At 71.7% G+C, this 14,020-nt stretch carries 11 protein-coding genes; 5 read left to right on the forward strand and 6 right to left on the reverse strand.

Going from position 1 to position 14,020, the window contains the following annotated elements; genetic code table 11:
• Window positions 1-397: alcohol dehydrogenase catalytic domain-containing protein (locus ACGFRF_RS35940; protein WP_393747338.1), on the reverse strand; the 397-nt coding region annotated here is incomplete at its 3' end.
• Window positions 398-921: 524 nt separating this feature from the next.
• On the opposite strand from ACGFRF_RS35940, the gene wrbA reads away from it, so the two are divergent.
• The 3 genes from wrbA to ACGFRF_RS35955 all read left to right on the forward strand — a co-directional run bounded on the left by wrbA (window position 922) and on the right by ACGFRF_RS35955 (window position 2,514).
• Complete coding sequence (gene wrbA / locus ACGFRF_RS35945; RefSeq protein WP_393747340.1) at window positions 922-1,533, forward strand: NAD(P)H:quinone oxidoreductase; 612 nt, start codon at window positions 922-924, stop codon at window positions 1,531-1,533.
• Between the two features lie 232 nt (window positions 1,534-1,765).
• Window positions 1,766-2,068: a muconolactone Delta-isomerase family protein gene (locus ACGFRF_RS35950; RefSeq protein ID WP_393747342.1), complete on the forward strand. Its 303-nt coding sequence runs from the start codon at window positions 1,766-1,768 to the stop codon at window positions 2,066-2,068.
• Between the two features lie 74 nt (window positions 2,069-2,142).
• Window positions 2,143-2,514 (forward strand): SgcJ/EcaC family oxidoreductase, encoded by a 372-nt coding sequence (locus ACGFRF_RS35955; protein WP_393747344.1) that lies wholly within the window; start codon window positions 2,143-2,145, stop codon window positions 2,512-2,514.
• Window positions 2,515-2,545: 31 nt separating this feature from the next.
• Here ACGFRF_RS35955 and ACGFRF_RS35960 read toward each other — a convergent pair whose 3' ends face one another.
• Both ACGFRF_RS35960 and ACGFRF_RS35965 read right to left on the reverse strand, forming a co-directional pair.
• Window positions 2,546-4,009 carry a dihydrolipoyl dehydrogenase family protein gene (locus tag ACGFRF_RS35960; protein ID WP_393747346.1) on the reverse strand — a complete coding sequence of 488 codons (1,464 nt, stop codon included), beginning with the start codon at window positions 4,007-4,009 and terminating at the stop codon, window positions 2,546-2,548.
• 535 nt (window positions 4,010-4,544) lie between these two features.
• Window positions 4,545-5,162: a TetR/AcrR family transcriptional regulator gene (locus ACGFRF_RS35965; RefSeq protein ID WP_393747348.1), complete on the reverse strand. Its 618-nt coding sequence runs from the start codon at window positions 5,160-5,162 to the stop codon at window positions 4,545-4,547.
• A 517-nt stretch (window positions 5,163-5,679) separates the two neighbouring features.
• Here ACGFRF_RS35965 and ACGFRF_RS35970 point away from each other — a divergent pair.
• On the forward strand, window positions 5,680-6,903 hold the full coding sequence (locus ACGFRF_RS35970) for a YbfB/YjiJ family MFS transporter (RefSeq protein ID WP_393747547.1): 1,224 nt from the start codon (window positions 5,680-5,682) through the stop codon (window positions 6,901-6,903).
• Window positions 6,904-7,175: 272 nt separating this feature from the next.
• Here ACGFRF_RS35970 and ACGFRF_RS35975 read toward each other — a convergent pair whose 3' ends face one another.
• Together ACGFRF_RS35975 and ACGFRF_RS35980 are read right to left on the reverse strand one after the other, a co-directional pair.
• Entirely contained in the window at window positions 7,176-8,636 is a 1,461-nt protein-coding gene (locus tag ACGFRF_RS35975) for a dihydrolipoyl dehydrogenase family protein (RefSeq protein WP_393747350.1), read from the reverse strand.
• A gap of 83 nt (window positions 8,637-8,719) precedes the next feature.
• Window positions 8,720-9,163, reverse strand: coding sequence for a VOC family protein (locus ACGFRF_RS35980; protein WP_393747352.1), 444 nt, complete (start codon window positions 9,161-9,163; stop codon window positions 8,720-8,722).
• Window positions 9,164-9,463: 300 nt separating this feature from the next.
• Here ACGFRF_RS35980 and ACGFRF_RS35985 point away from each other — a divergent pair, with 300 nt between their 5' ends.
• Entirely contained in the window at window positions 9,464-9,961 is a 498-nt protein-coding gene (locus ACGFRF_RS35985; RefSeq protein WP_393747354.1) for a MarR family winged helix-turn-helix transcriptional regulator, read from the forward strand.
• 117 nt (window positions 9,962-10,078) lie between these two features.
• On the opposite strand, the gene ACGFRF_RS35990 is transcribed toward ACGFRF_RS35985, so the two are convergent.
• Window positions 10,079-13,837 (reverse strand): S8 family serine peptidase, encoded by a 3,759-nt coding sequence (locus tag ACGFRF_RS35990; RefSeq protein WP_393747356.1) that lies wholly within the window; start codon window positions 13,835-13,837, stop codon window positions 10,079-10,081.
• Window positions 13,838-14,020: the final 183 nt, after the last annotated feature.

The raw sequence follows: 14,020 nt of genomic DNA on the forward strand, positions 1-14,020 counted from the left end.
CGAGCCCGCTGGCCCGGGCGTAGACGACCTCCGCGTAGCCGCCGTCGGTGGTCGTGCCGGTCTGCGGCTGGTTCAGGCAGTTGACGAAGTCACCGCGGCGGCAGGGCTCGCACTCCCCGCAGTGCCCGTTGAGGAAGCCGACACCGACCCGGTCGCCGGGCTGCCAGGCGGTGACGCCGGCGCCGACGGCGTCGATGACGCCGACGACCTCGTGCCCCGGGACGACGGGCTGCGAGGGATCCGCGCGCAGGCCCTCGATGGCCAGCACGTCGGTGTGGCAGACACCGCAGGCCTCCACCCGCAGTCGGACCTGCCCCGGTTCGGGATCGACCAGCTCACGCTCGACCAGCCGGAGGTTGTGAACACCGGTCGCCTCGAAGGCTCGGTACGTGGGCATGCTGCTGCTCCTGAAAGTTGTTACAGCGAGAGGTTCAAGACGACACGACACGTCGACGTCGACGTGAAAATGACCGGTCGACTAAAAGCGAGTCTAGCGGATGCAGCCCTGGACGCGAGCGGTCTTGACTCGACAGGTGGCCGGTCATCTTGACTCCGAGGCGTGTAAATGGGGCGCGCGTCCAGGCGTGCTGAGATCGTGCGGCCGGCCCTGTGGCGCTTCCGTGCGCGGGCTTCACGTCACGGGTGGACCAAGGAGGTCCGCTGTGCTGTCCAGCGCTGTTTCGCCCGGTGGGTCGCAGGCATCCAGCAGGTACTGGTCGACGTCCATGACGTCGGCAACCTCGACGCTGCACCCTCTCTGACCAGGGCAGACGATCCGGGGTGGGCCCAGGCGAAGGAGCTCGGCGCGAAGCGCCACGAGGTCACACTTGACCGAAGTAGACCGGTCGTCTAGCGTAAGTGACCGGTCGACTCAAGCGATCGACTCAGCCGTACAGAAGTCGCACAAAAGGGAGAAAAGCCATGTCCACCCCGACCAAGCTCGCCATCATCTTCTACTCCTCCACCGGCACGATCACGGAGATCGCCAAGGAGCTTCACGACGCCGGGGTCAAGGCGGGTGCCGAGGTCCGTCTCCTCAAGGTCGCCGAGCTCGCTCCCCAGGCCGCCATCGACTCCAACCCGGCGTGGGCTGCCAACCACGCGGCCATCGCCAACATCCCCGAGGCCACCCCGGCGGACATCGAGTGGGCCGACGCCGTCATCTTCGGTACGCCCACCCGCTTCGGCAACGTCTCCTCGCAGCTCAAGCAGTTCATCGACACGCTCGGTGGCCTCTGGGCCGAGGGCAAGCTGGCGAACAAGGTGTACAGCGGCTTCGTCTCCACCGCCACCGAGCACGCCGGTCACGAGTCCACCCTGCTCGCCCTGTACAACTCCATCCACCACTTCGGCGGCATCACGGTCACGCCGGGCTTCACCGACCCGCACAAGTTCATCGACGGCAACCCCTACGGCACCTCGCACGCCGATGGTCAGGGCGCCAAGCCCGTCGGCGAGGTGACTCGCATCGCCGCGGGTATCCAGGCCGCGCGCGTGGTGCAGATCGCCGGCGCGCTCCAGGCCGCCGCCTGATCAGCCCACCGGACATGCCTGTCGACGCCGGCGCTGGTCGCCGACAGGCCGCCGGCTCGAGCCGGCTCCACCGCGACGGTGCCGGGCACGAGGCCACACCTCGCCGTCCGGCGCCGTGGGGGCAGACCATGTTCTCACCGCGGTACCGGCGTTCGCGGCGCCGCAGTGGCGCTTTCCCGTCCGAGTGGGTGCGCCCCGCGGCACCCGGACACAACCGAGAGGACGAAAGACGATGAAGGAGTTCCTGGTCGTGCTCACCACGACCGTGCCCGAGGGCACCGACCCCGCCGAGGTCGACCGGCGTCGCGCGGCCGAATCCGTCCGGGCCAGGGAGCTGTCCGCCACCGGCCACTTGTTCCGGCTGTGGCGCCCGGTCGGCGAGCTGCGCAGTATCGGCGTGTGGCGTGCGGACGACGAGGCCGAGTTGCGCGAGAAAGTCCTCGGCACCCTGCCCCTGTGGCCGTGGATGACCGCCGAGATCACCGCTCTGCAGTCGCACCCCAACGACCCGGGCGCCGCCGGCCCCACCGCCTGATCCAGGCCTGTTCCCAGCAAACACCCGTCATGGGGTGCGGACCGGTGCCGCCCCTGCGTGAGAGGAGAGAAACGATGACAAGCACAGCATCACAAGAGACCATCCTGCGTGGCGTCATGAACCAGTGGAAGTCCGCGGTGGACGCGCACGAGCCGGAGAAGGTCGCGGCGCTCTTCACCGAGGACGCCATCTTCCAGGGGCTTCATCCCTACAGCGTCGGCCGTCAGGGGGTCGCCGAGTACTACGACTCCCAGCCGATCGGGCTGGCGGCCGAGTACACGGTGCTCGAGACGCGGAGCCTCGCGGACGATGTCCTGCTCGGGTACCTCGACGTCGACTTCTCCTTCACCGACCGGCCGAACATCCACGTCACCCTCAGCGTTGTGCTCAGGCGTGTGGCCGCCCAGTGGTACATCTCCCACTACCAGGTGACCAGGCTGGCCTGACGCCCTCCGTGGACGGGCTCGGCGCAGGCGTTCAGGAGGGCTGCGCAGCGTCCCTGTCGCGGTGCGTCTCCAGCAGCCTCAGCCAGACCTCGCTGATCGTAGGGAAGGCCGGCACGGCGTGCCAGAGCCGGTCGACGGTCACCTCGGCCGTCACCGCGACGGTCGCCGAGTACAGCAGCTCCCCGACGCCAGGGCCGACGAAGGTGACGCCGAGCACGACGCCCGTGTCCTCGTCGAGCAGCATGCGGGCTTTGCCGCGGTAGCCCTCGGCGTACTGACGCGCGCCCGCGACCAGCCCGATGTCGTAGTCCACGACCTCGACCCGCCGTCCGGTGCGCGCGGCCTCGCGGGTGGTGAGGCCCACGGACGCGACCTCGGGGTCCGTGAAGACGACCTGCGGAACGGCCTCGCTGTCCGCGGTCGTCGTGTGTGCCCCCCACCTGGCGTCGTCGAGGCTCTCCGCATGGGCGCGGGCGCCGATGACCGCGCCCGCGATGCGGGCCTGGTACTTGCCCTGGTGGGTCATCAACGCTTTGTGATTGGCGTCGCCCACGGCGTAGAGCCAGCCGTCGGAGACGGCGGTGACCCGGCAGGTGTCGTCCACGGTCAGCCAGTCACCGGGCGTCAGGCCTATCGTCTCCAGACCCAGATCCGCCGTCTGGGGAGTCCGGCCGATGGCGAACAGGATCTCGTCCGCGGTCACCTCGCCGCCGTCCTTGAGCTCGACCTTGACCTCGCCGGCCGCTTGCTCCTGGCGCGTCACCGAGATCACCGAGGCGCCGAGTCGCACGTCGACGCCGGCTTCCCGCAGGCCCTCGGCGACCATGTCACCGGCGAACGGTTCCATGCGGGGGAGCAGTCCAGCCTCGCTGCGTACCAGCATGGTCACTTGGGAGCCGAGCGCCTGCCAGGCGGCGGCCATCTCCACGGCCACGACACCGCCACCCACCACCACGAGACGACCGGGCACCTGGGCGGCACTCGTCGCCTGGCGGCTGGTCCACGGACGAACCGAGTCGAGCCCCGGCAGGTCGGGCAGAGCCGCACCGGTGCCGGTGGCGACGACCACGGCGTGCCGGGCGGCGAGCCGGACCGTGTCGCCCTCGGGGGTCGCCACCGTCACCTGCTTCGCCCCGGCGAGCCGGCCGTGACCGCGGATCAGGTCCACGGAGACCGAGTGCAACCAGTCGACCTGGTCGTCGTCGTTCCAGTGCTCGGCCATCGTGTCGCGATGCGCAAGCACGGCGGGAACGTCCAAAGGCGCGTCCGCCGCGTGCCGGAATCCGGGGATGCGGCCCGCATCGGCCCGCGCTATCACCGGCCGCAGCAGTGCCTTGCTGGGTTCGCAGGCCCAGAACGAGCACTCGCCCCCGAGCAGTTCGCGTTCGATGACAACGGTGCTGAGCCCGGCGGACCGGGTGCGTTCGGCCACGTTCTCACCGGCCGGTCCAGCCCCGATGACGATGACGTCATAAGTGCGGGGGACATCGTTCATCGCTGCTCCTGTGACTTGGGTGTCTCTTTCTCGACCCTTCCCGGAGGCACGCCGGGCTTTCGGAGGCCGGGCCTGTGCGGGAACCGCGCCGCGTCGGCCAGGACCGCTCGCTCTCGATCGGAGCGCGGAGTGCGCGCTCGGGTGCGCTCAGGCATCAGGAGGCGGAGCGTTCGAGTGGTGAGCCGCGCACGTGCGCGGGGGTGGAGCCATCCCGAGCATGCGATGTCTCCTTGCCGGCTGTCGACCGAGACACGGGCAAACGGACGATTCACACCCTATGCCCAGGTTTGCGCGAGCGCCTCGTCGCACCGCACGAACACCCGTGGCGATCGTGAGCGGTCGCGCACCCTGCCGGCGGCCGGGTGCGGTGTCTCTCGGTCGTACGTGCGCCGGGGGGGGGGCCCGGGGGGGGGGGGGGCGCCGCCGGGGGGGGGGGGGGGGGGGGGGGCGGGCGGGGGGGGGCGCGGGGCGCGGGCGGGGGGGGGCCCCCCCCCCCCCCCCCCGGCGTGTCAGGACCTCGGGCCCCGCGGTGCCGTCAGTTCGCGGCCGGGACGGAGGCCGTCGGGCCGCCCAGGAGTGCCAGGCAATTGGCCCAGAGCGTGCCGAGCGGTGAGGTGGTGTTGTAGAGCTTGGCGAACAGCACCTGTCCCTCCAGCTGCGCGACCACGGCCCGGGCCGATTCGCGGGTGTCGTCCACGGTGACCTCGCCGCGGCTCAGGGCCTCCACGATGACCGCCTCGATCATGTCGACCTGTGCTTCGAAGATCTCCTGGAGCCGGTCGCGCACTGCCTCGCTCTGGTTGCACATCTCCAGGGAGAGGTTCCCGAGCATGCAGCCCGCGATCGATCCGCGGTGCTCCCGGCCGGCCCGGTGCTGGGCCTCGGTCGCCTCGAAGAGCTGCCGCAACCGCTGGAGCGGCTCCGCGTCGCCCTTCAGGATGCGGTTCCACTCGCCTCGCTCGGCAGCCCAGTGCTCGTCGATCACGGTGAGCGCGAGGGCCTCCTTGGACTCGAAGAAGTAGTAGAAACTGCCCTTGGGTACCTCGGCCGCCTTGCAGATCTCGGCCACGCCCAGCGCCGAGTAGCCACGCAGCTCGATGAGTGACTGCGCAGCCTCGAGGATCTTCTTCCTGGCGTCACTTGTCCGTCCCATAGGGTCAGTATACGACCGATCGACTACAAACGGGGGGTCCGCCGGGAAGTACGGCCCCTCAGCGGTCGCGATCGTCCCCCGCCGGTCGGAGGCTGGGCCTCCCAGCAGGGAGGAAGCCGGTCGTGGAGATCGCCCGCGAGGCGGGCGCATGCTGAGGCGGTGGAAGCAGGCAGCAGGACGCCGTCGGAGTCCCGTGCGCAGCTTCGTGCGGACCGCCGTGCCGCCGGCGCTCGAACGCCCGCCATGTCCAGGCGCCGTCCCGACGGGCGGGCGGCACCGTGCGGCGGGCGGGTGCGCTGGCGGCCCCCTGCGAAGACCGCCCGCCGTCCCGACCGCGCAGCGCCCGGCCCTGGTCCGGCTGTCGCAGGGGCCCAGCCGGCCGCACGACGAACCGAAGGACCTTGAGGAACACCGCATGAGCGCAACCCCGTCGCACGCCCACCCCCACGCCGCGGGAGGCGTCCCGCATGCGCCGTGGCTCCACGTCGCCCAGGCCGGTGCCGCGCTGGCGACCGGCATGGGCGTCGGCCGCTTCGTCTACACCCCGATCCTTCCGCTGATGCACGCCCAGGCCGGGCTGTCGGCCGGGGCGGGGGCGAACCTGGCCACCGCCAACTATGTGGGCTACCTGGTCGGAGCCCTCGCCGGGACGTGCCTGCCACGGCTGGTGCGTTCCGCGGCTGTGCTGCGGGGCAGTCTGCTGGCGCTGGTCGCCTCTCTCGCCGCCATGCCGCTGACGCACGGCAGTGCCGTGTGGCTGCTACTCCGGCTGGTCGCGGGAGCCTTCAGCGCGCTGATCTTCGTCATCGCCGCAAGCTCCCTGCTGAGCCACCTGCGTGATCAACCGGCCCACCTGCCGGGCTGGGCATTCGGCGGTGTCGGTGTCGGCATCGCCCTGTCGGGTCTGCTGGTGCTGGCTCTCCGCTCGGCCGGCACCTGGCAGACGGCCTGGTGGGCCTCCGCGGCACTGGCCGCGACGCTCACCCTCGCCGCCTGGAACCTGCGGCCCGAGCCGGCCCCACCGTCGGCTTCCGCCCGGGCAGCGTCCCCTTCGGTGTCGTCCGCTCCGGCTCCGGCACCGCGGGGACGGACGCCGGAGCCGCGTACCCACCGCTGGTTCAGCGCCCTGTTCGCCTCGTACACGCTGGAGGGCATCGGCTACATCATCGCCGGCACCTTCCTGGTCGCGGCCATCGAGCAGACCTCGCCCGGCTGGATCGGCAGCGGCGCGTGGGTGCTCGTGGGACTGGCGGCCATCCCCTCCTCCGCCTTGTGGGCGGGGCTCGGACGGCGCTGGTCCCGACCGAGCCTGCTGCTGGTCGCGCTGTGCGTGCAGGCGGTGGGTATCGTCCTGCCCGCGCTGGTCGGGGGAGTCGCGGCCGCGCTGATCTCCGCGGTGCTGTTCGGCGCCACCTTCATCGGGGTGAGCACACTCGCGCTGGGAACGGGGTCGCATCTGCGGTTCCCCCGTGCAGTGGCGCTGCTGACCGCCGGATACTCGGTGGGGCAGATTCTCGGCCCCCTGGTGGCCGCGCCCCTGCTGCACCACGGGTACCGCCAGGCGCTGATCCTGGCGGCCGCGACCGTGCTGCTCTCGGCGCTCGCCGCCCTCGCTCTCCGCGTCGGATTTCCGCACCACAAGCCGGCACCGGGTCACACCGTCCGGCGCTCGGAACCCGCCGTCGGCCGGGGCCGCGAGTCGGCCTCCCTGGATGCCGGCCCGGCACAGGCGGACCAGTGACGCCTGCTCGAGGAGTCAGGGCGCCGAACAAGGAGGCGTAGCAGCCGGCCGGACCAGGCGGGTGGCCCGGCCGGCTCCCTGTGTCGTCGTGCAGCCACCGCGTCGGCGATGTCCTCGGGTCGTGGAAACTCCATGTCCTCGATCTGCCGCTCGTCGGCGCGCCGCACACCGTCGTGGAGATGCCGCGGTGGCATGCCCGTGGGCCAGGGGGTCGGTAGGGCGCAGTCGCTTCGACATCCTCCTGCGCTCGACGACCCCTGGGCTCGGTTCGGTCAGGGTCGTGCGGGTCGAGTGGCGTCGCGGTAGGTCTCCAGCAGCCTCAGCCAGACCTCGCCGAGGGTCGGGAAAGCCGGTACCGCGTGCCAGAGCCGTTCGATCGGCACCTCGCCCGTCACGGCGATCGTGGCCGAGTGCACCAGTTCCGCGACGCCGGGGCCGGCGAAGGTGACTCCGACCACGGTGCCGCGGTCGGGGTCGACCAGCATGCGCGCCCGACCGCGGTAGCCGTGGGCGTACTGGTGCGCCCCCGCGAGGCGTGCGAGGTCGTAGTCCACCACGTCCACCCGGCGCCCGGTCCGCCGCGCTTCGTGCGTGGTCAGGCCGACGGAGGCGACTTCGGGGGTGCTGAAGACGACCTGGGGTACGGCCGTGTGGTCGGCGGTCGCGACATGGGCGCCGTACCGGGTGTCATCGACGGGCTCGTCCTTCGCGCGGGCGCCGATGGCGGCGCCCGCGATGCGGGCCTGGTACTTGCCCTGATGGGTCAGCAGCGCCCGGTGGTTGGCGTCGCCCACGGCGTAGAGCCAGCCGTCGGCGATCGCCGTGACCCGGCAGGTGTCGTCGACGGCGAGCCAGTCGCCCGGGGTCAGACCGATGGTCTCCAGGCCGATGTCGATGGTCCGCGGGGCCCGGCCGGTGGCGACCAGGATCTCGTCCGCGGACACCTCTGCGCCGTCGGCGAGGGTGATCCGTACCTCGCCGTCGGGGCCGTCCTCGCGGGTCACGGAGGTGACCGACGTCTTCAGCCGTATGTCGACGCCGGCGGCGCGCAGTTCGTCCGCGACCAGCTCGCCGGCGAACGGTTCCATCCTCGCCAGCAGCCCGTCGCCACGGACCAGTAGGGTCACCTGCGAGCCGAGCGCCTGCCAGGCGGTGGCCAGTTCGACGGCCACCACACCGCCGCCCACCACGGCGAGCCGGTCCGGTACCCGGTCGGCGCTGGTGGCCTCGCGGTTCGTCCAGGGGCGGACGGTGTCGAGTCCGGGGATGCCGGGCCAGGCGGTGCCGCTGCCGGTGCAGAGGGCGACGGCGTGCCGTGCCGTCAGGTGGACGATGCCGCCGTCGCGGGTGTGCACCGACACCTGCCGGGGGCCGGTGAGCCGGCCGTGACCGCGGATGAGGTCGACGGAGACGGAGTCGAGCCAGTCGACCTGGTCGTCGTCGGTCCAGTGGGCGGCCATCTCGTCGCGGTGGGCGAGGACCGCCGCCACGTCCAGCGGCCCGTCCACCGCGCGGTTCAGCCCGGGGACCCCGCGCGCGTCGGCGCGGGCCACCACGGGCCGCAGCAGGGCCTTGCTGGGCTCGCAGGCCCAGAAAGAGCACTCCCCGCCGAGCAGTTCACGTTCCACGATCACGGTGCTGAGTCCGGCGGCGCGGGTACGGTCGGCCACGTTCTCGCCGACCGGGCCGGCGCCTATGACGATCACGTCGTAGGCGCGGGAGGTCTCTTCCATCACTGCTCCTGTTATCGGTCGGAGGGCGCCGCCCCGGCAGCGCGGCCCGGCCCGCCGCCGGGGCTCCGGCTGCTGACTCGCCGTCAGCGGCCGGGCAGGCGCGTGGTCACTTCCTGGAGCACCCACCCGTTGCCGTCCGGGTCGCTGAACGCGGCGAACGAGCCGTAGCTGGCGCGCTCCGGGTGCGGACCGCTGACCCGGCCCTCCTCCGTGCCGCGGTGGAAGACCCCACCCGCGTCGTGGAAGATCTCGCCCATGTCGACGCCGCGGGCGACGAGGTCGGCGTGGGCCTTCTCGATGTCGTCCACGATGAGGTGCAGTCCCTGCACCGACCCCGGCGCGGCCGTGGTGACACCGGTGCCGAAGAGGATCGAGCACTGCGAGCCGGGAGGCGTCAGGTGCACCACCCGGTAGCCGTCGTCGGCGACGTAGTCGACGTCCAGGCGGAAACCCAGTGCCTCGTAGAACGCCTTGGCCCGGTCGACGTCGGACACGGGCAGCACCGCAACTTCGAGTTTCAGGTCCATGTGTGCTTTCTGCTCTCCTGGCCGGAGGTGTCGCGCCAAGTGCGTCACCTGTTCAAGGGGTGATGATTCTGGCAGAGTTCGCGTCACCCGTCAAGCAGGTGACGCTAGGGTATGCTCAAGTGGCCGCGCCGCCTCCCCGTAGCGCAGCATCGCAACGCGTCAGACGGGCCCCTGTGGCCTCGCCCCCCCCCGCCATTACCTGCTGCACAAGTCAATGGGGCACCAGACCAACGGGGGCCAGAGAAGTGCGACACTGGTCCGGACGCGACCGGCCGACGACCCGAGGAAGAGGAGGTACTGGTGAGCGACAGCCGCACCCCGGCACCCGATGAGGGCGGCGAGCCCTCGCTGTTGCTGGACGACCAGTTCTGCTTCACCCTGTACGCCGCCTCACGCGCGGTGACCAGCGTCTACCGTCCCCTCCTCGACGCGGTCGGGCTGACCTATCCGCAGTACGTGGTCATGCTCGTGCTGTGGCAGCACGGTGCGGCCCCCGTCAAGGAGCTGGTCACCATGCTGCACCTGGACTACGGAACGCTCACGCCGGTGATCAAGCGGCTGGAGGCGAACGGTCTGGTCCAGCGGCAGCGCCGTGCCGACGACGAGCGGGTGGTCGAGGTGACCCTCACACCCGAGGGCACCGCACTGCGCGAGCGCATCCGCGGCATCCCCCCGGTGATCGGCGCGGCCATGGGGCTCACCGACGAGGAGTTCAGAACCGCACAGGTCCTCCTGCGCCGGCTCACCGCCAACGCGGCCGACGCCGCCGCGAACCAGCCGGCCGAAGCGAGGCGTTGAGCCGGCAGCGGCAGGCGGATCGACCGTTCGGGTCGAGCGTGCGGACGTCCGAGGTGCGGAACCGCTGGATGCGGCCCCGCTCCTTTCGCCGTGGGCCCCGTTGTGTGCCTCGGGTGTCTACTTCAGGCCGAAGGCGCGGGTGATGGACTGGGTGACGGTGTTGTCCTGGGTGTCGGCGGCGCTCGTGCGCAGCGTCACGAACCGTGCGCCGCGGGGGGCGTCCAGCCGTGTGGTCCAGGCCTGGCCGGTGTGGCGCAGGACCGCGTGGTGCCAGGTGGCGCCGTCGTCGTAGGAGACGTTGACGGTCACCTTCCGGATGGAGCCGGAGTCAGGACCACCCGGCAGGTGCACGGGGCTGACGGTGATCTCGGCGTGGCGCCCGGCCTTGCCGGTGACGTCCATGCCCGCGACCGCGTAGTCGAGTTGCACGAGCGCCGGGTACTCCGACGTGCCGTCGGCGGTCCGCCCGGAGGTGAAACCCCACTCCGTCCGGGTGCTGGTCGAGTAGTCGTTCCTCCAGGTCTCCCGGGAGTTCTCCGAGACCAGGCGGTACCGCAGCTTCTCGGGTGGCAGGACGAGCGGGAAGCGGGTGCTGCCGATGGTGTCGGTGTCGGAAGCCCGGACGACGGTGTCGCCCTGGTAGAGGGTCACCTTGTTGCGGACGTCGGCGTTGCCGAACGTCGTGCCGGCGTGTCCCGCGACCGAGTCGCCCCAGCCCGGAACGACTCCCAGCAGGGTGTCGCCGGTGCGTACCGGCCGCCACTGGCTGTTCAACCGCGGGCGCTGGACGGGCCCGAAGTACTCCAGGTGGGAGGTCGTGCCTGCCGGGTAGCGCCGGTAGGTGTCGGGGTAGATCTGGAGCTGCCGGTTGACGGCGGCCTCTTCGTACCAGTCGGTGTCGGCGGACACCCAGTCGGTGCGCTCCGCCTGCGCGGGTGTGGGCTGCGGCGGGAACGAGTAGTCACCGTGCCAGACCGCGGCCCGGGTCTCGATGGCCTTGGCGGGACGGTTGTTGCGGAAGGACACGTCCACCCGGGCGAGGTCCCGGGGCTGTGGCCGGTACGTGGGGTCCGCCGGTATGCCGGACTGGTTCCACACGATGTCGTAGAGGTAGTCCGTGGTCGGGTGGGAAGTCACCTCGAGCGCCGTCCGGTGGCCCCGTTCGATCTGGGTGATCAGATCGTCGCCCTCGTCCGCGGTCAGCGAGGCCACGGTCAGGGGAGGGGAGTTGTCGGTCGGGGAGTAGGGGTTGTCGAGGTCCCAGTCCCACGGATCCAGGCGCCCGTAGCCGTCGTTGACCACGAGCAGCAGCTCGGCGCCGGCCCGGGCCGCCGTCTTGGCCTGCTCGGTCCGCTCGACGGCATCGCTGCGCCGGACCACGACGACCTTGCCCCTGGCGTTCAGCCCGGCGTAGGCGGCGGCGTCGCCCTCCCCGGCGTAGACCGTGTCGTACTTCCGCGTGCCCGACGGCAGCGGAAGGCGTCCCCGGTGCACCCGCAGGTCGTCGAAGGCGCGCGTGCCGGACGCGACCGTCAGGGCCGGCTGTTCGAGACGTGAGGCGATGCTGAGTTCGAAGGTGCCCGTCGTGACCTTCCGGTCGGTGGGCAGGACCCAGGCACTGTCGTACGACGGGTCGAGGTCCTGTTGGTACAGGTAGGCGTGCCTGTCGTCGAACCACCGGTAGGTGGCGATGCGCGACTGCGCCGCGGTGCTCTGCCGGGGGGTGCGGATGGAGAGCTGCTTGGCCTTGCCTGCGTCGAGGTTCACGGTGGTGTCCTGGTCGAGGACGACCTCGGGCGCGGTCAGCACGGCCAGGCCCTTGGAGTGCGGCCCGTGGGCGCCCTCGACGTCGGTCTCCAGCTGGACCGCGTACGTGCCGGGCGGGAGGGTGACCGTGCCCGTCCCCGACTCCTCCAGGAGCAGCGACTGGGAGAACCGTGGGCCGGACACCGTCACGACGCCTCCCAGGGGGCGCCCGTCACGGTCCTTGCCGTTGACCGTGAGGGTGTGGCGCGGGCCCATCTTGTAGGCGCCGGTGAGGGTGTGGGCCCGCACGGTGCCGGACGCGTCGGTGGCGACGATCTGGCCCGAGGTCACGGTGTCGGCCTTCACCAGGTCGAAGTCGGTGGTCAGCGTGACCTTGCCGGTGCCGTGCGCGGGAACGGAAACCCGCCGCGCGGACAGCGCGAACTCGCCCGGAACCGCGCCCGGGACCTGGACCGACAGGTCGAGGGCGACGGGGCTGTCCCCGGTGTTGGTGTACGTCACCTCCTTCGTGGCCTTCTCGCCGGCCGGCACCGCGGCGTCGCGGTAGCCGCCGAACGCGCTGCCGGTGGCGAACACCGTGCCGTGGACGGCGGCCGCGGCGTCCAGCCGGCCACTGCCACCTTGGTACGGCGTGTAGCCGGGGGTCATCTTGGTGCTGCTGACCAGCGCGTCCTTGAGCTGCTGCCCGGTCCAGTCCGGGTGTGCGGCGGCGAGCAGCGCGGCGGCACCGGCGACGTGCGGGGTGGCCATCGAGGTGCCGCTCAGCGTCTGGTAGTCGCCGACGCCCTCCAGGGCGTACCGCGAACGGGCCGCCAGGACGTCGACGCCCGGCGCGGTGAGTTCCGGCTTCAGGCCGGCGTCGCCCTGCCGCGGGCCGGTGGCGGAGAAGCTCGCGAGCCGGTCGGAGCCGTCCACGGCGCCGACGGAGAGCGCGGCGTCGGCGACGCTCGGCGCGGCGACGGCGTACTGGCCGTCGTTGCCCGCCGCGATGGTGAACAGCGCGCCCGTCTCGGCGCTGAGCCGGTCGACGGCCTGGCTCAGCGGGTCGCTGCCGTCGGTGGGCCCGGCGCCGAGGCTCATGCTGATGATCTTGGCGTGCTGGTCGCGGGCGGCCCACTCCATGCCGGCCAGCACCCAGGACTCCTGACCGCTGCCGTCGCCGGCGAGGACCTTGCCCACGTGCAGGCGTGCGCCGGGTGCGACGCCTCGCTCCTTGCCGTCGGAGGCGGCGCCGGTACCCGCGATGGTCGAGGCGACGTGCGTGCCGTGGCCGTTGTGGTCCTCGATGTCCTCGTCGGGCACGAAGCTCGTACTCCCGGCCACCTGACCGACGAGGTCGGGGTGGCGGGTGTCCACACCGGTGTCCAGCACCGCCACGTCCACGCCCTGCCCGGTGTCGCCGCCCGCCCACACCTGTGGCGCGCCGATCTGCTCGGTGGTGTCGGCCAGGTCGGCCTCGACCTTCCCGTCCAGCCAGACCTTCGCGATACCGCCGCGCAGCCGGGGCTCGCGCACGGCGCCGCGGCCGCCGGCCGGCGTGGTCCCGCCGGTCAACGAGGCCCAGAAGTCGGCGGCCTTCGTGCGCCGTTGCGACAGCGCCGCGCCCTGGACACTGCTCAGGGAGAGAGTTTTCGTGGCCCCGGCGGGCACTGCCTCGGTCCGCGCTCGCGCAGCAGCGTCGCTGTACGTGACGATCAGCGGCAGCACACTGCTTCGGTCGTCCGCGTAACCATCCGCCAGCAGCCGGGTGACGTCGAAGAGTTCGCGGTCCAATGTGCCGGCGGCGACGTACGGCAGGGCCGCCTCGGGGAACACGTAGGTGTCGTCGCCGTCCTGCTGGGTCCGGAAGCCGGTGGCCCGGCCGTCCGCGCCCTGTACCCGGCGGGTGACACTGCCGTCGGCGGCGGTGTTCACGGTCACCTTGTCGCCGGTGATGAGGGTGACTGTCCGGGAGTCCGGCATGCGGTGCGCGGCGGTGCCCGCGGTCTGCTGCGCGGAGGCGCCCGGTCTCAGGGCGGCCAGGGCTGACGCCGTCGGCTGCGCGGCCAGTACGGCCAGCGCGAGACCGAGCGCGGTGAACCCCCGGGTGCGGGGGCGTATGGGTGGCATGGTGATCCCTTCGCTGTGCGTGGCAATCACTGCGTTGACGGCTCGTCAGTCAGCGGCGGCGAGCGGGGTCACCGGCCGTGCGGCCGCGCCGACTTCCGGAAACCGGGCTTGGTGAACAATGCCTTGCGTAATTTCATGCTTCTGGCTCTTCGGCGCGACAAGTAGATAGGCCCCTTAGTGGAC

This window comes from Streptomyces sp. NPDC048521 (genome assembly GCF_043199855.1).
GTDB lineage: Bacteria > Actinomycetota > Actinomycetes > Streptomycetales > Streptomycetaceae > Streptomyces.

Coding starts and splice junctions, on each gene's coding strand:
- wrbA (WP_393747340.1), top strand. CDS start 922: ATGTCCACCCCGACCAAGCTCGCCATCATCTTCTACTCCTCCACCGGC.
- ACGFRF_RS35950 (WP_393747342.1), top strand. CDS start 1,766: ATGAAGGAGTTCCTGGTCGTGCTCACCACGACCGTGCCCGAGGGCACC.
- ACGFRF_RS35955 (WP_393747344.1), top strand. CDS start 2,143: ATGACAAGCACAGCATCACAAGAGACCATCCTGCGTGGCGTCATGAAC.
- ACGFRF_RS35960 (WP_393747346.1), bottom strand. CDS start 4,009: ATGAACGATGTCCCCCGCACTTATGACGTCATCGTCATCGGGGCTGGA.
- ACGFRF_RS35965 (WP_393747348.1), bottom strand. CDS start 5,162: ATGGGACGGACAAGTGACGCCAGGAAGAAGATCCTCGAGGCTGCGCAG.
- ACGFRF_RS35970 (WP_393747547.1), top strand. CDS start 5,680: ATGGGCGTCGGCCGCTTCGTCTACACCCCGATCCTTCCGCTGATGCAC.
- ACGFRF_RS35975 (WP_393747350.1), bottom strand. CDS start 8,636: ATGGAAGAGACCTCCCGCGCCTACGACGTGATCGTCATAGGCGCCGGC.
- ACGFRF_RS35980 (WP_393747352.1), bottom strand. CDS start 9,163: ATGGACCTGAAACTCGAAGTTGCGGTGCTGCCCGTGTCCGACGTCGAC.
- ACGFRF_RS35990 (WP_393747356.1), bottom strand. CDS start 13,837: ATGCCACCCATACGCCCCCGCACCCGGGGGTTCACCGCGCTCGGTCTC.